Raw genomic sequence first — 24481 nt, 5'->3', positions numbered from 1 at the left:
ATGCCGGGGCCAGAGATCAGGATGGATAAAAACATAACAAGATTGAGGTGTGTATGGACTATGTAAAAATATCGCGGGCATTGCTGCCCCTGCTGGGTGGTAAAGAGAACATCGCCAGCGCTGCTCACTGCGCCACCCGGCTGCGGCTGGTGCTGGCGGATGATGAAAAAGCGGATACCACCGCGATTGGCAGGATTGAGGGGGTTAAAGGCTGCTTTCGCAATGCGGGCCAGCTTCAGGTTATCTTCGGAACCGGCGTGGTGAACAAGGTCTATGCTGCCTTTATCGCCGAGGCAGGCATCAGTGAATCGAGCAAATCCGAGGCCGCTGATATAGCCGCACGTAAGCTCAACCCTTTCCAGCGCATCGCCCGCCTGTTGTCGAACATCTTTGTGCCGATCATTCCGGCGATTGTGGCATCAGGTCTGCTGATGGGCCTGTTGGGGATGGTCAAAACTTACGGCTGGGTCAATCCGGAAAATGCGCTCTATATCATGCTGGATATGTGCAGCTCGGCGGCCTTTATTATCCTGCCGATCCTGATTGGCTTTACGGCTGCCCGCGAGTTTGGTGGTAACCCGTTTCTTGGTGCGACACTGGGCGGCATTCTCACTCATCCGGCGCTGACCAACGCCTGGGGCGTCGCCGCCGGTTTCCACACCATGAACTTCTTCGGCATTGAAGTGGCGATGATTGGCTATCAGGGCACGGTATTCCCGGTGCTGCTGGCGGTGTGGTTTATGAGCATGCTGGAAAAGCAGCTGCGTCGGGTTATCCCGGATGCGCTGGATCTGATCCTGACCCCGTTCCTGACGGTGATTATCTCTGGCTTTATTGCGTTGCTGATTATCGGACCGGCGGGTCGTATGCTGGGTGATGGCATCTCCTTTATTCTCAGTACGCTGATTGCGCACGCCGGCTGGCTGGCGGGACTGGTGTTTGGTGGACTCTATTCGGTGATTGTGATTACCGGCGTCCATCACAGTTTTCACGCTATCGAAGCCGGACTGCTGGGCAATCCTTCCATCGGCGTGAACTTCCTGCTGCCTATCTGGGCGATGGCGAACGTGGCTCAGGGCGGTGCCTGTCTGGCCGTATGGTTTAAAACCCGCGATGCGAAGATCAAAGCGATTTCGCTGCCTTCAGCGTTTTCCGCGCTGCTGGGGATTACCGAGGCGGCTATCTTTGGTATTAACCTGCGCTTTATGAAACCCTTTATAGCGGGTCTGGTGGGCGGCGCGCTCGGTGGTGCCTGGGTGGTGTCGGTCCATGTTTATATGACTGCGGTCGGACTGACCGGTTTGCCGGGCATGGCGATTGTCCAGGCTGGCTCTCTGCTCAACTATGTCATCGGCATCGCCATCGCGTTCACCACTGCATTTGTGATCTCTTACCTGCTTAAATACAAAACGGATTCTGAATAATGGCCTCATCAACACGTCTTGCCGCCATTCTGCAGGCGGTGATGCAGGGTATGCCAAAGGCGCTCAGCGACAGCCATTACCCTGGCTGGCATCTGGCACCGGTAACCGGCCTGCTAAACGATCCCAATGGCTTTATCCATTTCGACGGTGAATATCATCTCTTCTATCAGTGGAACGCGCTGGAGTGCGCGCATCAGCAAAAATGCTGGGGACACTGGCGCTCAGCCGATCTGCTGCACTGGCAGCATCAGCCCATCGCCCTGATGCCAGACGAGGAGTATGACCGCGGCGGTTGTTACTCGGGCAGTGCGGTAGACGATAACGGTGTACTGACGCTGATCTACACCGGCAATGTGAAGTTTGATGATGGCTCGCGCACCGCGTGGCAGTGTCTGGCGCAGCAGAACAGCACCGGCGGTTTTGACAAACTCGGTCCGGTTATCGCCGTGCCGGAGGGCTACACCGGCCACGTTCGCGATCCCAAAGTGTGGCGTCATGAAGATTACTGGTACATGGTGCTGGCCGCGCAGAATACCCAGCTGCAGGGCAGGGTACTGCTTTTGCGTTCTGATAATCTGCGCGAGTGGCAGAACCTCGGCGAGATTGCGGGCAGCAAACTGGGCGGGCTGGACGCCGCTGGCTACATGTGGGAGTGCCCGGATATGTTCACGCTCGGCGACAGCACCTATCTGATCTGCTGTCCGCAGGGTGTTATGCCTGAAGAGAAACGCTACCTGAACAGTCACGCCTGCGCCTGGCTGAGTGGCTCGCTGGATTATCAGCAGGCTGCATACCTGCACGGCCCGCTGAACGAAATGGATGCCGGGTTTGAATTCTATGCACCACAAACCACGCTGACCGCTGACGGCCGGCGTCTGCTGGTGGGCTGGATGGGAACGCCAGACGGTGAAGAGATGGCCCAGCCAACCGTGGCGCATCACTGGATCCATCAGATGACCTGTCTGCGCGAGCTGAGCTCCCGCAATGGCCGGCTATGTCAGCAGCCGATTGCAGAACTGCAGGCGCTGCGGGAGAGGGAGCAGCACTATCAGGGCCGCGCCGATGACGCGCCGCCAATCGCCGCGCAGCGGCTGGAGCTTGCGCTGGAGAGCCTGGGCGATATAGAACTCAATTTCGCCGATACGCTAATCCTTACGTGGCAGCAGAATGAACTGCGGCTTGCCCGTCGCAGCCTGGTATCGGGTCAATGGACCTATCGTTACTGGACAGGGGCTGCGCGCCGGTTGCAGATCCTGTGTGATCACTCCAGCGTTGAGATCTTTATCAACGACGGGGAAGGGGTGATGAGCAGCCGTTATTTTCCGGACCACCCGGCGATGCTAACCCTGCGCGGTCGCGCAGAACTGCAGGCCCGCTACTGGTCGTTACGCCGCTGCATGGTAGAATAAGTCCTTGTTTCACTAACCGATGCCTTGCCGTGAGAAAAACAAAACGCGTTACCATCAGTGACATCGCCGGACTGGCTGGGGTTTCTAAAGCCACTGCCAGCCTGGTGCTCAACGGCCGTGGCGAAGAGTTACGGGTGGCGAAGGAGACACGTGAGCGGGTTCTGACACTGGCCCGGGAACACCATTATCAGCCCAGCATCCACGCCCGGATGCTGCATGACGCCCGCAGTCATACGCTGGGGCTGGTGGTACCGGAAATCACCAACCACGGCTTTGCGGCCTTTTCCCATGCGCTGGAAAATCTCTGTCGCGCGGCCGGTCTGCAACTGTTGATCTCCTGCACCGATGAAAATGCCGGTCAGGAGATGGCCGTGGTCAATAACCTGGTGGCGCGTCAGGTCGACGGGCTGATTGTCGCCTCAAGTATGCTGAGCGACAGCGACTATGTCAGCCTCAGCGAACAGCTGCCGGTGCTGCTGTTTGACCGCCACATGAACAATACCAGGCTGCCCTGGGTCATCACAGACTCTGTGACGCCCACCGCTGAGCTGGTCGAAAAGCTGGCGCGCACCTGTCCGGAGGAGATCTATTTTCTTGGCGGACAGTCTGACCTCTCCCCGACCCAGGATCGTCTGACGGGATTCAAAGAGGGACTGATGCGGGCGGGTGTGACGCTGCGGCCGGAGTGGATAATTCAGGGTAACTACCATCCCGGCAGTGGCTATGAGATGTTTGCCGCGCTCTGTCGCCGGCTGGGACGCCCCCCTAAAGCGATGTTCACCGCCGCCTGCGGTCTGCTGGAGGGAGTACTGCGCTACATGAGCGAGCATAACCTGCTGAACAGCGACATCCGCATTGCCAGTTTCGACGATCACTATCTCTATGATTCACTCTCCATTCCGATCGACACGGTTGAGCAGAATGTCCCGGCACTGGCGCAGGCCTGCTTTTCAATGCTGACCACCATGATCGCTGGAGAGGATCCCGCTGACAGTCAGCTTATCCTGCCCGCCACGCTGCGGCTGCGCGGTTAACCGCCGGGCGCTTCAGGGCAGGGCGCTGCAGTGCTTTACCATTCGACCGGCAGGGCGGTGACGCCGCGCAGATTGGCTCTGTGGTTGCGGCGAACGCCAGCGGCCACGGGCCGCATCTCTGGCAATCGCGTCAGTAATACTTCCAGCGCCACCTCCATTTCTGCCAGTGCCAGCCGGTAGCCCATACAGTGATGTATACCGCCACCGAATGCCAGACAGCGCCCCTCATGCCGCCGGATATTCAGCCGTTCCGGAGAGGTAAATACCAGCGGGTCGTGATTGGCTGCACCAAGGCTAAGGAAGAAGCGGGTTCCGGGCGGGATGAGCTCTCCTGCCAACTCAATCTCTTCCAGAGTCGTGCGGTAAAGCATCTGGACCGAACTGTCGTAGCGCAGACATTCCTCTATGGCATCGGGTATCAGCGCATGATTCTGTTTCAGGCTCGCAAGTTCCTGCGGATGAGCATGCAGGGCCAGAATGGTGTTGCACAGCATGTTTGACGTAGTCTCATGACCGGCAAGAAACAGCAGTATCACATTGGCGATGATCTCATCGTGATCCAGCTGGTCGCCGTCACTGTCGCTGCGCAGAAAAAGTGACACCAGATCGCTGGCGGTGCTGTCACGACGGGAGACGATCACGGCACTGAAGTAATTTTCCAGCACGGCAAAAGCTTCAGCGGCTTTCAGCAAATCCGACTGGCTGATTTGAGGATCGAAAACCCTGACCAGCGCAGAGGTAAGGCGACCCAGTTCTGGTGCATCAGATTCTGAGACATCCAGCATCCGGCAGATAATGCGCACCGGTAGCGGAAAAGCGAATGCCTGAGCCAGATCGCAGGCACGACGGCCTTCCAGTGCATCAACCAGTTCATTGGCTATCGTCAGCGCCATCTCCCGGAGGGATTTAATCTCCCGGGCGCTGAACGCCTTCATAACCAGTCCTCTTAACCGGTTATGATCGGGTGGGTTCAGCACCAGAAACATTCTGCTGATACCCTGAAACAGCGGCAGTCCGGCTGCATCATCACCAAATCTTACTCTGACACTTTCCATATAATTTTTACCGACCCGCCGGTCGTTCAGCAGGGCGTCCACCACGGCGTGACTGCCACTGATGATGATCTTCTCTCCGGCAGGGATAAGCGGTCCCTGCTGATGCAGTTTTCGATAAAGGGGAAAGGGATTGTCAGAGTAGTCGGGGTTCATGAGTTCATGAAGCTGCATAGCATACTCCGGTGATTGAGGGTTAGTGCTGGCGCTGAATGCGGGAGAGGGAAGCGAACAGGCTGTTTTTATCACTTTCACTGAGGTGAGGTGCCGTGAGTTGTGACATCAGAAATTCTTTGTCCTCCTGCGAGAAGGCGCCAGCCATCAGGCGCTGGCTGATGGCCGTCAGGAGCTGGGTATCCAGCTGTTGTATCTGCTGTCTGGTCTCGGTCAGATCCCTGACAGGAACAGCGCTGTCTGGTGCTGAGAGCCAGTCAGCCCGATAGCGATACTGGATCGCCTTGCTGGCGTTCATCAAAGCGTGAACAAACGGCTCCACGGAGTGGGGTTCAAGCCCGGCCTGTTGTGCGTTTTGCAGCATGTTATCCAGCACCACCTGTTCCCGTGGCAGATCCTCAATAGGTAAATGATGCAGTGCTTTATAACCCGCCACCGCTTTCATCACCTGCATCCGTTCATTGAGCGCAGAAGAGAGTGATCCAAGAGAAACAGATGAAACCGAACCTGCAAAAACGTTACTGCACATAAACAGTGAAGAGAAAAAAATTGCCACAAAGTGCGTCATTTGCCTGCTCCATAAATGAAAACTGGCACTAATTTAGGCATGAAAAAATAACTGTGTGTGATTATTTTGTTTTCAAAATGTGAACAGAGGCCTGTGCCAGCCTGATACTGGCATATTGTTAATTTAAAGCCGGTTTTTCGCTTTTAATTCATGAAAGCTTCATATTGGTATGTCATTGTGCCCGGTTTATTTCAGCCCGGTCAGGCCGTTACCGGCTGTCATAATTCGATTAAGAGCGTCCGGCGTCTGATGGGATCATCTGCGAAGATTAACTGAGGTTTAGCAGGGCGGCACAGCCGCCCGGATCGGGTTTTGCGGAGTCAGGACAGACCTGTTATCAGGGAACGAACACGGCACGAACGCAGCCATCTTCTTTATGTTTAAACATTTCATAGCCCCGCGGCGCCTCTTCCAGCGGAAAACGATGCGTCGCCATGAAAGCCGGGTTCAGTTCGTTTCGGGCAACATGTTCAAGCAGACGGTGCATGTAGCGTTGCCCATGCTGCTGGGCGGTACGAATGGTCAGGCTCTTATTGATCATCAGCCCTAGCGGAAACTTATCCATGACGCCGTACACCCCCAGAATGGCGATGTTGCCGCCTTTACGGCAGACATACATCGCCTGCCGCAATGCTGCGCCCACATCAGTTTCAAGATGCAGCATCTGTTTGGTCTTGTCGTAGACCTGACTTAATCCCTCGCCACGTGCTTCCATACCAACAGCATCAATACAGCTGTCCGGGCCGCGTCCGCCGGTTAACTCCAGCAGCGCTTCGTTGATATCGACCTCCGTATAATCCAGCGTGATGCTGCCGGCGTAGTCGCGCGCCATCGCCAGTCGCTCCGGATAGCGATCGATACCGATGACCTGATGAGCTCCCATCAACCATGCGCTTTGCTGTGCCATCAGGCCGACGCCGCCACAACCCCAGACCACCACCGTGTCACCCGGATGAATATTACAGAAATCGGCGCCCATGTAGCCGGTGGGAGTCGCATCGGAGAGGAACAGCGCCTGCTCATCGGTTACGCCCTCAGGGACGACGAAGCAATCATTGTCCGCAAAAGGCACGCGAACATATTCTGCGTGTGAGCCTGCATAGCCACCAAACGCGTGACTGTAAGCGTATATGCCACCGGTCGCGTGACCCAGCACCGTCTCTCCTTTCTCCCACTGCGGATGGGTATTGTCACAACAGGAGGGCAACTGATGCTGGCAATACCAGCAGGAACCACATGAGATAAAGGAGGGTACCACCACCCGATCACCGCGTCGGATATTGTTGACCGCGCTGCCGACCTCCACCACTTCTCCCATGAATTCATGCCCCAGGATGTCGCCTTCCCGCATACCCGGAATCAGGCCATCAATGACGTGCAAATCGGAACCGCAGGTGGTAGTGAGCCTGACGCGAATAATGGCATCATGAGGATTGAGCAGACCAGGATCGGCCACGGTTTCAACGCTTAAATCGTTAACGCCATTCCAGCAGAGTGCGCGCATTTATTTCTCCTTATCCTGATGTCCGGCATGACGACCCGCAGGCTGCCCCTGCAGCGTGGGGATCTCACCGGTCTCTGCCAGACTCTTAAAGCGATGTAACGCTTTGCTGGCCACCTCTTTCGGTAACAGATCAAATAACGTCGTCACCTTTTTTCCCAGTGCGCCACCCGGTGGGGTGAAGTGCAACGTCAGAGCCAGTTCAGTACCCCATTCACCCGGGGCAGGGCGCAGACGTAATTCACCTTCGTTAGGAATGTCAGCACCTTCCAGCGAGCGCCAGACAATAATTTCGCCTGGCTGCGCTTCAACAATGCGGGTTTCCCAGCGGTAGTGCTTACCTAATGGCCCTTCAATCTGCCAGTGCGCATCGCTTTTATTAACCGGTTTCACGCTGGCAAAGTGGCTCATAATGCGTGGCAGGGTATCGGGCTCAAGCCACAGGGCAAAAAGTTCAGTGGCGGGCAAACCGACGGTAATCCAGCGCCGCAGTGTCAGGGTATTATCACTGGCGGTTGTCTGAGATGTTGTTGTCAAAACGTCCTCCGGTAGCTCTCTCAGTGGAACGAAAATCATTCAATCTGAGTTAAGAACAGCTAGCGGAATTTTGCGAGCGAAGCCGTGCCCTTCCGCGAAGATCAGCGATGCCAGAAAGGATGCCGGGTCGTGCGCACAGGAAAGCGCCATGCCGGTCTGGGTTCAGGTATAATGTGATTCGCGAGTGTGGCGGTTTTTTAGCAGCAACAAGAGGTAGATATGTCTGAATCTGAAGCGACTACCGGTGGTAAAAGTGTCGCGGCGTTAGTTGAGAGCCTGGAAAATCAGGCGGCAAAACGTTCAGACGCGAACTGGCACGAAGGTCTGAAAAGCAGCACCAAAATCGCACTGGAAAAAATTAATGGTGCGTTTGAGGCAAAATGGATCAGCGCAGACGAGAGCCTGAGCCTTAAGCAGCGCGTTTACAGCGTGCAGGATAAGTTGATTGAGCTGGCTTTGTGGTGATTTAAATTGCCCGTTGGCCCGCACGTAAATCGTCAGGGGTAAAAAAATGATATTTCAGCACGCAGCGTCGCCCGGCATTTTGTGCGCTGCGCAGTGAAGGAGTATTGCCGGGCAGAATGGTACCGGTGAGCAGCGCCTTCTCACCATATTGATGATGAAGCTGCTGCTGCAAACGCTGCTGAGCGCGCGCGGCGAGTCCACGGCCCTGATAAGCGGGCATTATCACTTCATCCATAATCTGAAACCCCTCAATAAAGGTCAGTCGCCGGGGGACACAAATCATCAGCCCTGCCACTATGCCCTGCCAGATAATCAGAAACACATGTCCCGCGGCGATATCCTCCCGTAACTCCTGCCTGCTGGTTGCCAGTAGCTGATCGCGCAGATGCGGCAGCGTGTGCCAGCTGGCACGATAGGCGCGGTTAATCGCCGTGATACAGGCGGGATAATCTTTCCGGCAGGCTGTCACCAGTGAAATATCTTCGTCGACAGGAACAGAGAGTGAAGCCAGGTCGCTGAGGAAAAGCAGTTGATCGGTTATACCGATGTCAGGATAAGTCGCAGGCAACAGGATGCGCAGCTTCAGAGGTTTCAGCGGCTGCCATGCCTGCATAATGGCGCTAGCGACCCTGTAATCGATGATGCCGTCACGCGCAACAACCTCAATAAAGGGCTGTGCAGGATCGCCACCCAGATAGCGCGGCCCGGTGAGATAACGCTGGCCATTTATCGTCAGTTCACGCTGCAAAAAGGCGTGCTGGGGCAGACCGGTTTCACGCCATGGAAAGGCGGCAGAAAAATGGTGATCGTGGCATCGTGTCTGCTGCTGCGCCAGCCAGCTGGCAAGCCAGTCGCTGAGACGTTCAGATGAGACAGGAACAGTACGGTAGAGCGACACCATATAATCCAGCATAAGATTCCTTATTGCCCGCCGTCAGTGATCTCCTGCCTCTCTCCGCGATAAATCTGTACCGTTGCCGGCTTGCAGATGAGGCTGATGAGAGTGTAAACGATGTGCTCTGTTTATGACCATCTCAACCTCTCAGCAAGCACCATTAGACCCCCTCTGCATGACGGCTCCGGACCTGCCAGACGGTTCAATGCTAACAATATGAGCAGATGTCCGTCATCTTGTGTGATCGCTTATCGCTCCGACCCTCTGAGCTGAATTAATCATGGGTAACGATCTCTTCGGGTCTGGCTGGATTTCGTATACATGGTCAAATTAATTGATGAAATAAGGTAGGGTTGCCCAAAAATTTAAACGCGAAATAGAAGTGAAATTTTTACTTAAATATTACTGAATCAGATAATCGGCAGCCGATAAATGGATTATGATAACGAGGCTGTTCAATAATTATAAAATTTCCGTTCTTTTTAACACTCGGGGGTTACATGGTTCATATTGATTTATGCACCCAGGAGGGCGTGATGAAAGCTTATGCTTTTCAGACGCCGATGCAGGCAATGACTCTGCTGGAAAAAATTAAAGATGATGAGTTTCAGTGGTTTAACCTTGAGTGGGAAGGGCGTCGCTTTACCTGTCCGCATCATTTTATTAAAAGGCTCAGCAGCCGATCTTATATTAAATCCTTTTGGCGTTAAATTCGCTTAAAAGATAAGGCTAATGCACAATTAAATATTGTTGATGCAGGTTTTATTTAACTGTTCTACGCATATTTTTAACGCAATAAATAACGGGGCAGAGCCTGCCCCGTTATTTTCAGCAACCGGATGGCGTTGTTATCACGGTCAGCGATAATAATAGCGCGTCATCTGCACAGATTCCGGTCTGCTCAGTATCATTATTACTGCTTAATCATTTTCTGCTGTTGCTTATCAGGGCTATCGAAACGCTAAACAATCCTTTCCTTTATGCAGGACTGGACGGTTGTGGGCTGCGCCCGCCAATGCGCCGTGATCCTGTGTAAATCATCTTCTGTTCTGCCCTTGACGAGAAACGTCTACTGTTACACTCAGATGACACTTAATCCGGATCCCGACTGCAATGCCCTATGAAAAAATGCGCCTTCGCTCGCTGCTGACTTTGCTTTCCATCGGGGGCGTCATTCTGACCTCCGGTCTGCTGCTGAGTGCGCTGCTGCTGTTTCAGAAGGCCAACATCGAAGACAGTCTGCTTGAAGGGAACATTGCCTATGCCCGCAAGCTGGCTGATACCACCGATCGTTACCTGGCGACAGCGCAACGTGAACTGGCCTGGAGTGCGTCGCAGATCAAGGGGCTCAGTGATATCAAAAGACTGGAAGCAGAGAGCGATCGCCTGCGAATGCAGTCGGGCTTTTTCAACTCGGTGGTGGTGGTCAATCATGATGCCATTATCGCAGCAACGTCACCCGATAGTCTGAATCTCATTGGCGTGAAGCTACACTCGGCGGCCAGCCTGCAGGCCATAGCGACCCAAAAGCCTTTTATCTCAGCTCCTTTTACCTCTGCTGCCGGTAACTATGTGGTGTTTTTATCACAACCTCTGTTCAGCGAAGATGGCCGCTATCTGGGCTACATTGGCGGGACTATTTATCTCAAGAAACAGAGCATGCTGAGCGAGATCCTGAGCCAGCATTTTTATACCAATGGGTCAACGGTCAGCGTGGTCAGCAATGAAGGGCTGATTATTTTCAGTCATGACGCGGCGCGCGTCGGAACAAAGATGCTGCTGAGTCTGGCACTGCAGAAACGGCTCGCCACGACAGAAAGTGGGCATTTTACGCTGGAGAGTGAGGGACAGCACTATCTGACCGGCTATGGCACACTGCATAAAACCGGCTGGAACGTGTTTATTACCGGCACTTCTGAAACGGTCAGGCAAATTCTGATGCGCACAGCAGAAAGCGCTGTCTGGTTCGTTCTGGGCATTATTGCCGTGACGGCGGCTATTATTGCCTTTATGGCCGGTCGGATCGCCTCTCCACTGGAAAAGCTGGCTGACAGAGTGCGCGATGGCGGCAGCGAAGCGCAGGCGGAATCTCTCGCCACGGTAAAAACCTGGTATTACGAGGCTGACCGGCTCAAAGAAGCCGTGCAGGCGCATCGCCACGCCGTTGCAGGTCACCTTGCCGCGCTAAACGATGAGGCGATGACCGATCCGCTGACCGGGCTCTGTAACCGACGCGGATTTTCGGCGCTGGCGGCGCAGTCAGACAGCGAGCATGAACAGTGTGCCATAGCCATTGATATTGACCATTTTAAGAAGATAAATGACTGGTACGGGCATGACGCGGGTGATGCGGTTCTGGTGAGCCTGGCAGCGTTGCTGCGTCAGGCCTGTCGCACCGGCGATATCGTCAGCCGGTTTGGTGGCGAGGAGTTTATTCTGCTGCTGCCGCATACCACGCTGGCTGATGCCGTCCGCACCGCGGAGCGCATCCGTGAGACCGTCAGCGCCACCACCTTTCCGTTTGCCGGAACGATGACGATATCAGCCGGGGTGGCTTCACGGAGTGCTCAGGATAGCGATCGCGACTCTCTGCTGCGGCGTGCCGATGAAGCGCTTTACGAAGCAAAAGCCGCCGGGCGTAATACCGTCATCATTGCCGGACCTGAGGGGTTCAGCGCGTCTGATTCGGTCGGGTAAGATTCCAGGGTGGGACAGGCTCAGCACTTACTGCGCAATCGCCAGCCGAGCCACTCATCCAGTGCCGCTTCAGGCAGCGGCCTCGAGTAGAAAAAGCCCTGTGCCTGGTCGCAGCCGAACTCGGTCAGCGCCGTATCGGTTTCCGCATTCTCCACGCCCTCAGCCAGCACCATATAATCGAGATCTTTAAGCATCGCTATAATACTGCGGGCGATGACGCGCGATGCGGTGTCAGATGAAATTTCGCTGATCAGTGAACGGTCCAGCTTGATCACATCCAGCGGTATGCGCCGCAGATAACTGATATTGCTGTAGCCGGTTCCAAAGTCATCCAGTGAAATACCGAATCCACGAAGTTTCAGCATCTCAAGCCCCCGCATTGCGGTTGCGCTCTCCAGAATCCGTTCCGTCTCCAGACACTCAATGCCCAGCAGCGAAACCGGGAGCTTCGCCCTGATCATCTGTTCTTCCAGCTCGTCGGCAAACCCGTCACGGGAAAAATCGCTGCTGCTGACGTTAATGGTGATGGGCAGCTGAATATAGCTGTTGCGCAGCCGGGAGAGCCGGGCGATGGCGTGCTCTGTCACCCAGGTGGTCAGTTCGCTGAGCAGCTCGGTTTGCACGGCAAAGGGTAAAAACTGTGCAGGAGACAGTTCGCCGCGCTGCGGATGCTGCCAGCGGATCAGGGCCTCCAGGCCAATTGGCTTGCCGCTGTGCAGACAGATTTTAGGCTGATACGCCAGCCACAATCCCTTATCCTGGCGTATCGCGATGGCCAGATCATGCATCAGGGTGAAGTCCTGCGTATGGCGCGTATCAGTAGCCTCGCTAAAAGGCATCGAGGCGACGTCGCGTGTAATGGCCTCGTGCAGCGCGCTGACCGCACGCCGCAGGATCTCCTGGGCAGGCATCTCCCCGGTATTGAAACTCGCCTCACCGGTGTGGGTCATCAGTGCAACCGACAGCCCATCGCCGAGATCCGCGCTGATCCCGGCCAGCTTGTTTGCCACCCAGCTGGCAGTGAGTCTGCTCTCCTGACGTGTCAGCAGGGCAAAGCGCCCGGTGGCCACGGTATAGAGCATCTCTCCTGGCGCAGGCCTCAGGCGCAGCGGCAGCAGTGTCGCCACATCTTTCAACAGGCTTTCAACCGGCCCCATGCCCATTGAGCGTGCAAGCTCGTAGGCGCGCGGCATATCGATACAGTCAATCAGCACCAGCCGCCGTGGCGTGGTGTCACCGGAGGCGGCAAGAAATTGCAGGTCGCGAATCAGACGCTGGCGGTTGGGCAGAGCGGTTACCGGGTCGGCAAAGCCAGCCGAGTACCAGGCCTCAAGAAATGACATCACCAGTGCCGCCAGCATCTTCAGCATGGCAACCTGATCCGCATTAAAGGGATGAGGCGCGGTGTCAGTCACGCACAGCGTACCCAGTATCAGACCTGTGCTGCTTTTAAGCGGTACGCCGGCATAAAAGCGGATAAAAGGCGCGCCAACAATCAGCGGATGCTCAGCAAAGCGGGTATCCAGCAACGTATCGGGTACTACCACGGTGCTGTCACTGTCCACTGCATGGCGGCAGAGCGAGTCCTGCCGGGAGGATTGAGTGAGTGTGAAATTTTGCGCGGCCTTTACATGCTGCATCTCATCATCCAGTACGGAGATAAAGCTGCCGGGTATACCGAGTGCCTGGCTGGCCAGCCGGACGAACTGTCGCAACACATCGTCACGACTTTCGTCGTTACTGCGCAGCGCGTGCAGGGTTCGCGTACGGCAATCGTCGCCGTCGCTGAGACTCATAAGCATGGATTCCTCCGCACCGGCTGATTACGGCGCGAAATTAAACAGAAAAATTGAAGGGTATGACGTCATGACTACAGGCAAATTCTGCAAAAAGAAAGAGTCATGACCATTTATTTTTTATCACACTGCACGCCACTACTGGTCAGAATAGCAAATCCCTTTTCTTTAACGAAATATTTTAGTAATTACGATTCTATTATTTTGTCGTTAAAAACTTTTAATTTCTTAAATATCCTGCCAGTATATAGAGCATAAACATAGCGCACTATATAATAACGCGCTAAAGTAGATGACATAACTTATTTTTGATTAATTTTAACTACACCAATGACAACATCGGGGAAACCTCATGAATTCACTCAGGCATTTCACTATCCGCCGCGTTGTGCTGTGGATGATGATCGTCTCACTGGGCATCGTCGTGCTGGCAGGCGGCTACAGCAGCCAGGTAGTGCGCGATATCTTTCGTCAAACCGATCGTTCGGCCGTTCTGACGCAGCAGCTGAGCTTTCTGGCACAGAGCGCTATCGTCATGCAGAGCGGTACGCTAGCCGATAAAAACGCGCTCGTCGCCTCCACCCCGGCCGATGCTGACTGGGATAGCTTCCGCGCGGCACTCACGACAACCCCCTCAGAATATGCAACGGTTGCCCGTGCGCAGCTGGACAAGGTGACGCAGCAGCTGGCCGGGAATCAGGCCCCGTTGAAGGCTGACCGGCATCGGCTTGAGGGCGTCTTGCTGGCAGCACTGCTGGCGGCAGTAGCATTGCTGCTGTTTTGCGACCGCTATCTGGTCGTTCATCTGGTGCGTCCGGTAGGTAAAATTCGCGGTCATTTAAAAATTATTGCCGATGGCGATCTGACGCGCGAGCCGGAAGATCTGGGGCGCAACTGTGTCGGACAACTGGTGCCGCTGGTCAAAGAGATGCAGCACAGTCTGTTGCAGACGGTCAGCGCTATCCGAGACAACGCCGCCATTCTTCATCGTGAAGCGGGCGACATTGCTGCGGGTAATGCCGATCTCTCCGACCGGACATCCACTCAGGCTGCTGCGCTGGAGCAGACCGCAGCCAGTATGGAGGAGATTACCGTCACCGTGCGTCACAATGCACAGAATGCCCGGGAGGCACGTGAACTGGCTGCCAGCACCACGGATACGACTCAGCAGGGCGTAGAACTGGTTCAGTTGGTATCGGCAGCCATCACCAGCATCGCTCAGGGATCAGAAAAAATCCGGCAGTTCACCACCACTATCAATGGCATTGCGTTTCAGACCAACATTCTGGCGTTAAACGCCGCTGTAGAAGCTGCCCGTGCGGGTGAGCAGGGCCGCGGCTTCGCGGTGGTCGCCAGTGAGGTACGTTCACTGGCACAGCGAAGTGCTGCTGCCTCTAAAGAGATCGAAGAGCTGATTGCCGATACCGTGGCACGCGTTGACGATGGACGGCGGGCGGCTGAGAGCGCAGGTACCACCATGGAGGCCGTGCTGCGCGGCGTCGGCGGCGTGAATGAACTGATCGGACAGATTGCGCTGGCTTCGGATGAACAGAGCAAAGGGATTGCTCAGGTCACGGTCGCCGTTGCAGAACTTGATCGCGTAACGCAGCAGAATGCGACGCTGGTTCAGCAGGTTTCGGCGACGGCAGGCAGTCTCAGTGGACAGACTGAAACGCTGGGCAGCGTGATTACGCGCTTTACCCTGCCGCATCCTCCTCTCGCCTTAGAGACTAAACGCGTCACGCCTGCTGAAAAAGGTGGCTGGGCAACGTTTGCGCGGGCATAGCCTGAACGTATTTTTTCTGAACTGTAGATAATGTCTGTCCGGGACGGGATAACGATTAACGCTCACTCTTTTTAAAAGAGGAATGAAACGGTCATTTTTTGTGACTGTGATTGACGTTGATCATCATTGGATCAACGCCACCATTCAGAATGACAATTACTCTTCTCAGCGGTACAAAAATTATCCGGGCAGCGATTTAAATATAATTCAGGTTATTTTCTCTGTTTTTACTGGTGCGCTACGCTTTCCTGATAAGTGTAAAATGCCGGGCTTTTAAAACTTAACTCAAATTTATGTTTTGGCCGCAGGCGTGTTCTTCCGCCAGGCCATCTCGCCGGGGCACCGTTATGCGGAGTATTTATATGGGAAATCAGATTTTACAACGGCCTGTCGCCGTCCAGCACAACGTACGTGAACTACGCCTTGCGGCCGGTCTCTCTCAGGAGATTGCAGCCGAGCGTTTCGATCTTAGTCAGCGTGTCTGGCAGACCAAAGAAGCAGCGAAAAATCCTGCGCTGCTCAGCCAGGGAGAATATGAACTGCTGATGTTGCTCGCCGGAGAGCATCCGCACTATCAACTGGTACCGAAGCTCAAAAAGTAAGGCATTCAGCCCCTGTTTTCTCTTAAGTAAAGTCATGTCGGGCCGATATAGAGAGTTAAGCGAAGCGTGTTTACCGCTCGTCTGCTCTGTTCTGGCCAGATAATGTTGGGCGTTCGTCGCACCCTCTCTGCCAGGCATAACGTATTAACTGATGCCTTTATGTTTGCGGCGTCAGCTTTATCGGGCTCAGCGCGGCAACCTGTTGCTGCCGGGTTCACTGACGGGCCTTTCTTCTGGCAGCGGGTCGGCAGTGAACTCTGCGCGTTCTGTCTGATTGAACGTGTCCTCTTTATGCTGTGGCTGGCCTGCCACAGCAGATAACATCAGAGGAGAGTTACGCTGAAACGTCCAGTTTATCATGATGCCGAGGCGGCTCGCCTCGACGCACTTAAGCAGTATCATCTGATGGATTCACCGCCGACCGATGCGCTGGATCGCCTTACTACGCTTGCCGCGCGGCTGTTTCGGGTGCCGGTCGCTTTTGTCTCGCTTATCGATGAAAAGCGACAGTTCTTTGCCTCCCGTTACGGTTTAAATATTTCAGGTACGGCGCGCAACGTTGCCTTCTGCCACCATACGCTGGCGCAGGGCGATATCCTCTGCGTGCCCGATACGCTGAAAGATCCGCGCTTCCGCGATAGCCCACTGGTTCACGGTTACCCCTTTATCCGCTTTTACGCGGGGATCCCGCTTTCGACCCCGGATGGGCATCACATTGGCACGGTCTGCCTGACCGACAGCCATCCGCGTGAGCCGCTGACCGCAGAGGACCGGAAGCATCTGATTGATATTGCTGCACTGGTGATGGATCGCATGGAGATGCATCGTCTGGAGTTATTGCGCTACACCAGCCAGCAGCGACTCGAGGCGATCTCATCCACTTCGCCTGACGCCATTGTCTGCACCGACCTTCGGCGTGGCATAACCTTCTGGAACCCGGCTGCCACCGCGCTGTTTGGCTACAGCGCAGAGGAGATGCGCGGCCAGTATATCAGCGAGCTGATCCCGGCTCGCTGCCAGACTGACTACCGTAATGAACTGGTCCGGATTACCTCTGACGAAGCGGCTATCTCGCACCCTCGCTCTTTGCAGATATGGGGTGTCACGCGTGAAGGTCGTGAATTTCCGGCAGAGGTCTCTTTTTCGGGCTGGCGTGAAGAGGGCGAGCGGCTGGTGGGCATGATCATCCGCGATGTCACGGCCCGCTATGAGAGTGAGGCGCGGCTCTGTGAGCTGGCCTCACTGGATATGCTGACACGTCTCGCCAGCCGGAGCGCGTTTATGGATCAGGTGGGCCAACTGACCCGGGCGGGCGTCCCCTATACGTTACTGATGACCGATCTCGATGGTTTTAAAGAGGTTAACGATACGCTGGGGCATGCGGCAGGCGATGCGTTGTTGTGTCACGTTGCCGAACAGATTCGTGCCGTCTGCGCCAGTGCTGTAACAGCTGCGCGCCTGGGCGGTGATGAATTTGTGATCCTGTTAGCGGGCGGCAGTGCTGAGGCAGCGATCACTGCGGAGAAACTGATTGCGGCCGTTCAGACGCCGTTCCGCTATCACGACTCGCCGGTGGTGGTCGGTGCCAGCACCGGCATCGCCTCCTATCCGGAGCACGGAAGGGATCCCTCTTCGGTGATGTCCGCCGCTGATCTGGCGCTCTACCGCGCCAAAGCGTCGGGTAAAGGCTGCAGCATGCTGTTTATGCCCGCGTTTCGTGAGGCGGAGCAGCAGCGCCGCCGCTTTGAGCGCGAACTGGAAACGGCTGTGCGGCAGCAGCAGTTCACTCTTTACTATCAGCCCCGCTACGACGTTGAAAGCGGAAAGCTTATTGGCTGTGAGACGCTGGTGCGCTGGCAGCATCCGACGCGCGGGCTGCTGTTGCCGGCTGAATTTATAGGCATGCTGGTTAAAAGCCCGCTTTCAGTCACGCTGGGTGAATGGATCATCCGCAGTGCTCTGGCACAGGTCCGGCAGTGGCAGGTTCGCTCTCCTCAGCTTCGCGTCAGCATCAACCTGTTTCCGCGCCAGCTGGCAGGGAACAGCCTGGAGACGGTGATACGTGAGAGTGCCGGAGGCGATGCCGGTTTTGTCGAGCTGGAAGTGGATGAGCCACTGCTGGCCGTGCTGATGCAGGATATGCCGGTTCAGGTTGACGCCGTACGCCGAACGGGAGCCTCGTTCGTTATCGATCATTACGGGCGTACGCTGGGGGCGATTAACCTGCTGCGCTATAGCGTTGTGACGGGTTTTAAAATCGATAAGTCGATGACGCACGAGCTGGGTTCCAGCGTGCGGGTGCGTATGATGTTCCGGGCAATTACCGCGCTCGGCAAAAGCCTGGGTATCCGGGTGGCTGCCGAAGGGGTGGAAGACAAAGAGCAGATCGCCTTTGTTACCGCCGCCGGATGCGACATTATGCAGGGCAATGGTCTGTGCCAGCCACTGACGCCGGCGGACTTTGAGGCGATGCTGTGCGGAGAGGAGCACTATCCACCCGCTGTCGCCAGTGGTTCCGACATTACGCCACGCGAATCGGTCTGATGGTGGCGAGCGGAGAGGAGAATGCCCGACGCCTGATAGTCTGCGCCTCAGGGTGAGTGTGCGGGCCGGTATTCCTGTTTCAGCAAGCCGAAGATCCAGTCATCCTGCCACTGGCCGTTGAGAAAGAAGTTCTGCCGCAACGTTCCCTCCTGCACAAAGCTCGCTGAGATCAGGGTCCGGCGTGAGGCCGCATTGCCTGCTGTCACCGTCGCGCTCAGTTTGCGGTAATCCTGTTGCTCAAAGCAGAAGGTGATAATGGCATGCAGAGACTCGCTGCCGTAGCCTTTGCCCTGCGCATCTGCGGCCAGAATAAAGCCAAACTCCGCAATACCCTCTCCGCGATCGATAAACCCGCAAAAGCCAGCCGGAGAACCGGATGTTTTTTCTCCGATAACCAGACAGAGCCAGTGCCTGCAACCCTTGTACCAGGCGGGCAGGCGGACATCAAATGAGTGGGTTCTGATCTCTTCAGCGCTGCGCGGATCGCTGATGTACTGCATCACCGATCTATCCTGACTGACTGCCAGATAGAAGGGCCAGTCTTCCTGCCGAAGTGGCCGATAAGTCAGGCGTGGCGAGGTGACTTTCAGCGGTATTTCAGCCGGTACTTTAGCTGGCTCTTCAGTTGTCATCGTGCAACTCCCTGTGGATCGGATCTCTGTGGCGATGGCGCAAAAATAGCACAGAGTGGCTGACTGGCGGGACGCGCTTTCGCTGCTCTGCGAGGTATCCCGCAATCCCGACGCTATCTCAACAGCGCCTGCTCTCGTGTATTATCCAGATCCCGCTGGCCACATTTGCTCTTATCGCTGCGCTGTCAGGCCTTCTTCCCACTTCATTGCTACGCTTTTAGCCAGATGGCTGAAAATTGACCCTGATGAGAGTAATCCCCATGGAATTGAAAACGTTTGAAACTGGAGCCTGGGCTGCACTGCAGGAATCTGCGCCCGATCCACAGGGCGGATTTCGTTATCTGATGCTCTGTACGGTCGATGCTCTGTTGCAACCTCAGGCGCGCACCGTGGTTCTGCGCCAGTGTGTCGACGACCGCCGGATGCTGACATTTCATACGGATGTTCGCAGCCCGAAGTGGCAGGAGATGGCGGCGAATCCGCAGGTTACCGTGCTGGGATATTGCCATCAGCGTCGCCTGCAGCTGCGGCTGGCAGGGCGGGTTGAGTGTTATGCGGCGGGAAGTGATGTTGCCCGGGCAGCCTGGCGTGCGTTACCGCAGCACACGCGGCAGACTTACACCGGCGGACCTCCGGGGGAAGCGCGGACAACGGCTAATGAAACGCCTGACGCGACGGCAGCGGAAACCGGGGAATCCCGTTTTGGCGTGGTGATTTTTCAGGCCAGTATGCTGGACGCCTATCAGCTTCAGCGAAACGAAAATCAGCGCGCCCTGTTTCGCTATTCGGCTAACGGCGAGTTGCAGGAAAGCGAATGGCTCAACCCCTGACCCGATATGCCTGATTCACTTCAGGTCGGGTTAACGCCTGATTGATCCTGTTTTCGCGCACGCGATAAAAGAGATTTCACTGTCTGCCGCTTCGTTATCTGTTTTTTATCTGCCGCACCGCTTAATCGATTTTAGCACCACGTTATCTTCATATAATGGCGTTTTTCTGCTTTTTACTATCTTTTGTCATTGTTTGTGCCATGCTTTAACTAACCGAAAAGCAGTGACTTATGCTCAAGGTAAAGAAAAGAACAAATGATCGCTCTGTATCACAGGCAGGTTAAACATGAACAATCAACCTCCTGAAAAACCAGGGTCAGAGGGTAGCGACCAGGTGATAAGCCTGGCGGAGGAAACCGTTGAGGTCTCGAAACAGCGGGTCATCGACGGTCATGTCAGGGTTACCCGACAGGTCACTGAGCATCAGCAGAAGATTGCGCTGATGCTCCGGCACCAGACGGCGGAAATAGAACGCATTCCTAAATCGGAACGCCTGGCTGAGATGCCGGAGATCCGTGAAGAAAATGGTGTTCTGATCATTCCTGTCGTTGAAGAGGAAATCGAGATCGTTCGTCATCTGGTGCTGAAAGAGGAGTGGCATATCCGCAAAGTTGTCAGTGAGGAAGCGACAGAACAGGTTGTCTCCCTGCGAAAACAGCACGCTCACCTGACCCGAATACCCTATTCAGAGCCGTCCGAATCCATCACCGAGGAGCACAACATGGCGCGTGAAACAATCGTAACAATGTTCAGCAATATCTCACTGGCAGAGGGTGCAAAGCGTAACCTGATCAAGGCCGGGTTCCTGGATGATGACATTGATATCATCTCCGGTGATCGTTTGCGTACCGAAGGTCAGGAGGCCCGTCACCCTGGCTTCTGGCAACGCCTGTTCGGCAATACGCTGGAGGAGGATCAGGCCGAAGTGTATGAAGACGCGATGCGAACCGGCGGAGTAGTGCTGTCGCTGCGGGCCGATGAAGATGAATTACCTCGCGCCCTGGGCATCCTTGATGCACATGAAGAGCTTACCGAGCGCAGTGCGGCGCTGCCCGATGATTACGCGCCCGGTTACGCGACCAGTGATGGTCTGACTGCACCTGCCAGTGGAACGCTTCAGGATAATGCCGCCGTCGATCCGCTCTCTACCGCTCCTGCCCATCGTGGCGCTGCCCGTACTGCCCTGACCGGTGACGAAAGTGACGAGGATGTACTGCGTCTGGCAGAGGAGCGACTGGAAGTGGGTAAACGTCTGGTCAGCGAAGGGTCAACCCGCGTTCGCCGCTACACTGTCACCGATCAGGTGTCAGAAAATGTATCGCTGCATGAGCAGCACGCCGCAATCTTCCGTCGTCCGGTGAATGAATCAGGTTCACCCACTCATGTTGACTGGTCTGAAAAAACTGTCGAAGTGGAAGAGACGCATGAGCAGCCCGTCATTAATAAGACCGCGGAGATCATTGAAGAGGTGGTGTTACGTAAAGAGACAAGCGATCGGGTTGAAACCATCAACGATTCGGTACGTCGTCAGGAAGTGGATATTGACCATGCCAGTACAGATCCTCTCGGCGCAGACCGGCTGACCGGGAATCGTACTGTGGCCGATCCGTTACTTGAAAGCACGCGTCAGGCCCGCGCTGACCACGACTCCCGTCCGGTAACGCCAGGCAGCGAGCCAGCGCATAAAGAGGGTTTCGCGGAGAAGGCCGGTGATAAAATCTCGGAAGCGAAAGAGAAGGTTGAAGACAAGTTTAAAAAGCCGTAATGCCGGAGCGGTAATTGTCGCATTTCATGCCTGAAAAACCCGTCGCAGACGGGTTTTTTTCATAAATCACACTGAAATTCCGAAGGCAATTTAATGGAATCACTTAGACCTGGCACCCGTTAATGGTGAATGGCCACATTGAAAGTTATATAGACCTCTCGTCTTAAGTGTATGTACGTTATTAGTGACCAGCCCCCCAGTATTAGATACAACGATCAGTTAGTAATGTCGGTTTGTTTACCTTCTGATTTTCCATTTCTCCAGCCTGCTGCAAATTCAGACGGCGTCTGGTTATTCAGCGATGAATGAGGTCTGGACTCGTTATAGTCCTGCCGCCAGTCATTAATGATTTTCCGGGCACGAACAATATCGCTGAACCAGTGTTCATTCAGGCATTCATCGCGAAAGCGTCCGTTAAAACTCTCAATAAATCCGTTCTGTGTCGGTTTACCGGGCTGAATAAGCCGCAGCTCCACGCAATGCTCAAAGGCCCATTGGTCAAGTGCTCTACAGGTAAACTCCGGCCCCTGGTCAGTTCTTATCGTAGCCGGATATCCGCGAAACAGCGCAATACTGTCCAGTATATGCGTGACCTGCACGCCTGAAATCCCAAAGGCAACAGTGTCAGTCAGGCATTCTTTTGTGAAGTCATCGACGCAGTTAAGGCACTTGATCCTGCGACCGGTGGCCAGTCCATCCATGACGAAATCCATTGACCAGGTCAGATTGGGCGCATCCGGGCGAAGCAGCGGAAGTCGCTCAGTCGCCAGACCCTTACGACGTCGTCTGCGCTTCACACTCAGGCCGTTAAGGTGATAAATGCGGTATACCCGCTTGTGGTTGACGTGAAGGCCCTCACGACGCAATAACTGCCAGATCCGCCGGTAACCAAAGCGACGGCGTTCAGGTGCCAGCTCTGTGATGCGTAGAGATAGCTGCGCGTCAGCAGCCGGACGCTGAGCTGAATAACGGCAGGTTGAAAGAGACAGACCTGCCAGCCTGCAGGCACGACGTTGCGACAGACCCGTTGCATCACACATGACTTCCACGACTTCCCGCTTCTGGTCTTTCGTCAGAACTTTCGACCCAAAGCCACCTGAAGCGCCTCCTTATCCAGCATGGCTTCGGCGAGCAGCTTCTTAAGGCGGACGTTCTCCTCTTCAGGTGACTTAAGCCGCTTTACCTCAGGGACTTCCATGCCGCCAAACTTCTTGCGCCAGGTGTAGAAAGTAGCGTCTGAAATAGCATACTTACGGCAGAGTTCCCGTGCAGAAACCCCGGCTTCGGCCTCGCGGAGGATACTGATGATCTGTTCGTCGGAAAACGCTTCTTCATGGGGATGCCCTCATGTGGCTTATGAAGACATTACTAACATCGGGGTGTACTAATCAACGGGGAGCAGGTCATATCAGTCATAGCACCATCGCCTGGCACGGGCTGACTCGATTACCATCCCGATAGTAAGAGGGATGGCCTCGCGCGGGTTTTTTGGATAGTAGAGGCTGAAAGTCACCAGATCAGAATCCATTCCAAACGCATCGAAGACGTTCTGAAGGCATTCCGCAGCGTCCTCCGGGTCAAGCTTCATGTCCTGATTAAGCGACATCTCTGGCGTGAGTGTTTTTTTCCGGAACGTAAGCAGCGATCGGCCGTTCCACGGCTCAATGAGTGCCATTACGCGTGCCTGTGTGTCATCTACCATAACTTATCCTCCCCGCGAGCGATGGCATTGTACAGTCTGACCGAATTGAAACTGATATCGGCAACGTCTCTTGCCAGAATCACCCAGCCCACGACGGGTATCGCCCGACCGACAAAGGTGCTGAGCTTATGCGTAAAAAGGATACGCGCGGTCCGGGGCGGGTATCCCCCTACGATGGTGGGGAGCTGTATGCCGAAAGGAAACTTGGCGTTAGGGAATACTCTGCGTGCTGCCCGTGAGGCATAGGAGGTACCCTTGAGAGCATCGCGCGGTTTGGTGCGGGTAGTCAGGACATTACGTCCAGACAGGATGGCCACGATCGCTCCGAAGTCATCAATGCCCAGCTGTTCAGCGACTTCTTCACAGAAAATCATGAAAAAGAGCTCACCAGTGGTGAGGTTCGGTCTGCCCGCGTAGAAATAGGTGTTATTGAGTTCTTCAGTCGTATCCACTGCCAGCTCCCACAAGTTCACTTCATTCATCATCCTGATGCTTTTTAAACAATACCTCGCGCGTTCATGCTTGACAACCTGACGGTCTGCGACAGGATAATAAAAAACGGTAATTTCACCTCATCTCCCTGCAGGCACTCGCGGCATCATTTCAGAAATGGGCATGGTTTCGCTATCCTTATGTCTTAAATGATTTTTTATGCCGTCAGCACGCTGAATAACGGGAGCGGGACGGCACCAGGCACTCTGGAGTGCATACCTGGCCATAGAGAGATAAAGGTTATAGAAAGGTTCGTGGGGTATTAAACATTTCCCATTGTTTATATCCATACCTTACATAGACCTGCATTTATCGATACCACAGGAATCTACATTAGAGTCACATAAGCGATTTGCTAGTGACGGCTTTGCCTTATTTAAGTTTGCTCCAACGTTTTTCTTAAGAGATAAAAAGGCTTTCTGTACATGTTGGTTACCAGTCTGTGCTGCCACGAAGCGATGAACCCCCCTCGCGTTGTGCAGACCGCGATCCCTGACTACCCTTGCTGTTGTTTCTATCCCAAAACGGGCCGGATAGCCTGAACGCCGGATTAGCATCTGCAATTTTTAGTCATTA

21 protein-coding genes are annotated in these 24481 nt (G+C 54.9%); 11 read left to right on the top strand and 10 right to left on the bottom strand.

Going from position 1 to position 24481, the window contains the following annotated elements; all coding sequences use genetic code 11:
• The first annotated feature begins 53 nt into the window (after positions 1-53).
• From ACR8BN_RS22525 to ACR8BN_RS22515, 3 genes are read left to right on the top strand one after another with little or no spacing between them, the layout of a single operon-like run.
• Positions 54-1424: a sucrose-specific PTS transporter subunit IIBC gene (locus tag ACR8BN_RS22525; protein ID WP_010256928.1), complete on the top strand. Its 1371-nt coding sequence runs from the start codon at positions 54-56 to the stop codon at positions 1422-1424.
• On the top strand, positions 1424-2833 hold the full coding sequence (locus tag ACR8BN_RS22520) for a sucrose-6-phosphate hydrolase (protein WP_031593103.1): 1410 nt from the start codon (positions 1424-1426) through the stop codon (positions 2831-2833). The genes ACR8BN_RS22525 and ACR8BN_RS22520 overlap by 1 nt, the downstream gene beginning before the upstream one ends.
• A 29-nt stretch (positions 2834-2862) precedes the next feature.
• A complete protein-coding gene (locus ACR8BN_RS22515; RefSeq protein WP_083070592.1) occupies positions 2863-3867 on the top strand; it encodes a substrate-binding domain-containing protein in 1005 nt (334 codons plus the stop codon).
• A gap of 35 nt (positions 3868-3902) precedes the next feature.
• Here ACR8BN_RS22515 and ACR8BN_RS22510 read toward each other — a convergent pair whose 3' ends face one another.
• The 4 genes from ACR8BN_RS22510 to ACR8BN_RS22495 form a co-directional block, all read right to left on the bottom strand.
• Positions 3903-5093 carry a cytochrome P450 gene (locus ACR8BN_RS22510; protein ID WP_275103348.1) on the bottom strand — a complete coding sequence of 397 codons (1191 nt, stop codon included), beginning with the start codon at positions 5091-5093 and terminating at the stop codon, positions 3903-3905.
• 22 nt (positions 5094-5115) lie between these two features.
• Positions 5116-5661: a chorismate mutase gene (locus ACR8BN_RS22505; RefSeq protein WP_031593108.1), complete on the bottom strand. Its 546-nt coding sequence runs from the start codon at positions 5659-5661 to the stop codon at positions 5116-5118.
• Positions 5662-5998: 337 nt separating this feature from the next.
• The gene (locus ACR8BN_RS22500; protein ID WP_031593109.1) at positions 5999-7165 is read right to left on the bottom strand and encodes a zinc-dependent alcohol dehydrogenase; all 1167 of its coding nucleotides are present in this window, start codon (positions 7163-7165) and stop codon (positions 5999-6001) included.
• Positions 7166-7699: an SRPBCC family protein gene (locus ACR8BN_RS22495; RefSeq protein ID WP_064703105.1), complete on the bottom strand. Its 534-nt coding sequence runs from the start codon at positions 7697-7699 to the stop codon at positions 7166-7168. It abuts the gene before it with no gap.
• Positions 7700-7918: 219 nt separating this feature from the next.
• Here ACR8BN_RS22495 and ACR8BN_RS22490 point away from each other — a divergent pair, with 219 nt between their 5' ends.
• Positions 7919-8164: a hypothetical protein gene (locus ACR8BN_RS22490; protein WP_031593111.1), complete on the top strand. Its 246-nt coding sequence runs from the start codon at positions 7919-7921 to the stop codon at positions 8162-8164.
• Between the two features lies 1 nt (position 8165).
• Here ACR8BN_RS22490 and ACR8BN_RS22485 read toward each other — a convergent pair whose 3' ends face one another.
• Positions 8166-9077 carry a hypothetical protein gene (locus tag ACR8BN_RS22485; protein WP_031593112.1) on the bottom strand — a complete coding sequence of 304 codons (912 nt, stop codon included), beginning with the start codon at positions 9075-9077 and terminating at the stop codon, positions 8166-8168.
• Between the two features lie 518 nt (positions 9078-9595).
• Here ACR8BN_RS22485 and ACR8BN_RS22480 point away from each other — a divergent pair.
• Positions 9596-9769, top strand: a complete 174-nt coding sequence (locus tag ACR8BN_RS22480) for a hypothetical protein (RefSeq protein ID WP_231115725.1) — start codon at positions 9596-9598, stop codon at positions 9767-9769.
• Positions 9770-10172: 403 nt separating this feature from the next.
• A complete protein-coding gene (locus ACR8BN_RS22475; protein ID WP_039387330.1) occupies positions 10173-11756 on the top strand; it encodes a sensor domain-containing diguanylate cyclase in 1584 nt (527 codons plus the stop codon).
• A 20-nt stretch (positions 11757-11776) separates the two neighbouring features.
• Here ACR8BN_RS22475 and ACR8BN_RS22470 read toward each other — a convergent pair whose 3' ends face one another.
• Positions 11777-13558, bottom strand: a complete 1782-nt coding sequence (locus ACR8BN_RS22470) for an EAL domain-containing protein (protein ID WP_425023802.1) — start codon at positions 13556-13558, stop codon at positions 11777-11779.
• Between the two features lie 346 nt (positions 13559-13904).
• Between ACR8BN_RS22470 and ACR8BN_RS22465 the strand changes: the two genes are divergently transcribed.
• The 3 genes from ACR8BN_RS22465 (at position 13905) to ACR8BN_RS22455 (ending at position 18484) form a co-directional block, all read left to right on the top strand.
• Complete coding sequence (locus ACR8BN_RS22465) at positions 13905-15338, top strand: methyl-accepting chemotaxis protein (protein WP_434747828.1); 1434 nt, start codon at positions 13905-13907, stop codon at positions 15336-15338.
• Positions 15339-15700: 362 nt separating this feature from the next.
• Positions 15701-15940 carry a hypothetical protein gene (locus tag ACR8BN_RS22460; protein ID WP_031593758.1) on the top strand — a complete coding sequence of 80 codons (240 nt, stop codon included), beginning with the start codon at positions 15701-15703 and terminating at the stop codon, positions 15938-15940.
• 405 nt (positions 15941-16345) lie between these two features.
• Positions 16346-18484 (top strand): putative bifunctional diguanylate cyclase/phosphodiesterase, encoded by a 2139-nt coding sequence (locus ACR8BN_RS22455; protein WP_425022133.1) that lies wholly within the window; start codon positions 16346-16348, stop codon positions 18482-18484.
• Between the two features lie 47 nt (positions 18485-18531).
• Here ACR8BN_RS22455 and ACR8BN_RS22450 read toward each other — a convergent pair whose 3' ends face one another.
• On the bottom strand, positions 18532-19116 hold the full coding sequence (locus tag ACR8BN_RS22450; RefSeq protein WP_434747827.1) for a GNAT family N-acetyltransferase: 585 nt from the start codon (positions 19114-19116) through the stop codon (positions 18532-18534).
• A gap of 260 nt (positions 19117-19376) precedes the next feature.
• Between ACR8BN_RS22450 and ACR8BN_RS22445 the strand changes: the two genes are divergently transcribed.
• Positions 19377-19946, top strand: coding sequence for a pyridoxamine 5'-phosphate oxidase family protein (locus ACR8BN_RS22445; RefSeq protein ID WP_069027158.1), 570 nt, complete (start codon positions 19377-19379; stop codon positions 19944-19946).
• 286 nt (positions 19947-20232) lie between these two features.
• Positions 20233-21711, top strand: coding sequence for a YsnF/AvaK domain-containing protein (locus ACR8BN_RS22440; protein ID WP_109653666.1), 1479 nt, complete (start codon positions 20233-20235; stop codon positions 21709-21711).
• A 215-nt stretch (positions 21712-21926) separates the two neighbouring features.
• Here ACR8BN_RS22440 and ACR8BN_RS22435 read toward each other — a convergent pair.
• From ACR8BN_RS22435 to ACR8BN_RS22425, 3 genes are all read right to left on the bottom strand, one after another.
• Positions 21927-23020, bottom strand: a protein-coding gene (locus ACR8BN_RS22435; protein WP_434747857.1) for an IS3 family transposase whose coding sequence is annotated in 2 segments (ribosomal slippage) — positions 21927-22789 and positions 22789-23020 — 1095 coding nt in all. Because the reading frame shifts where the segments join, the coding sequence is not laid out codon by codon here.
• A 99-nt stretch (positions 23021-23119) separates the two neighbouring features.
• Complete coding sequence (locus ACR8BN_RS22430) at positions 23120-23413, bottom strand: DUF1493 family protein (protein WP_022624214.1); 294 nt, start codon at positions 23411-23413, stop codon at positions 23120-23122.
• Positions 23407-23865 (bottom strand): STM2901 family protein, encoded by a 459-nt coding sequence (locus ACR8BN_RS22425; protein WP_031593749.1) that lies wholly within the window; start codon positions 23863-23865, stop codon positions 23407-23409. The genes ACR8BN_RS22430 and ACR8BN_RS22425 overlap by 7 nt, the downstream gene beginning before the upstream one ends.
• Positions 23866-24481 lie beyond the last annotated feature (616 nt).

Source organism: Pantoea sp. Lu_F5_004, from assembly GCF_051136245.1.
GTDB lineage: Bacteria > Pseudomonadota > Gammaproteobacteria > Enterobacterales > Enterobacteriaceae > Pantoea > Pantoea agglomerans.
This window is presented reverse-complemented; position numbering and strand designations above follow the sequence as displayed.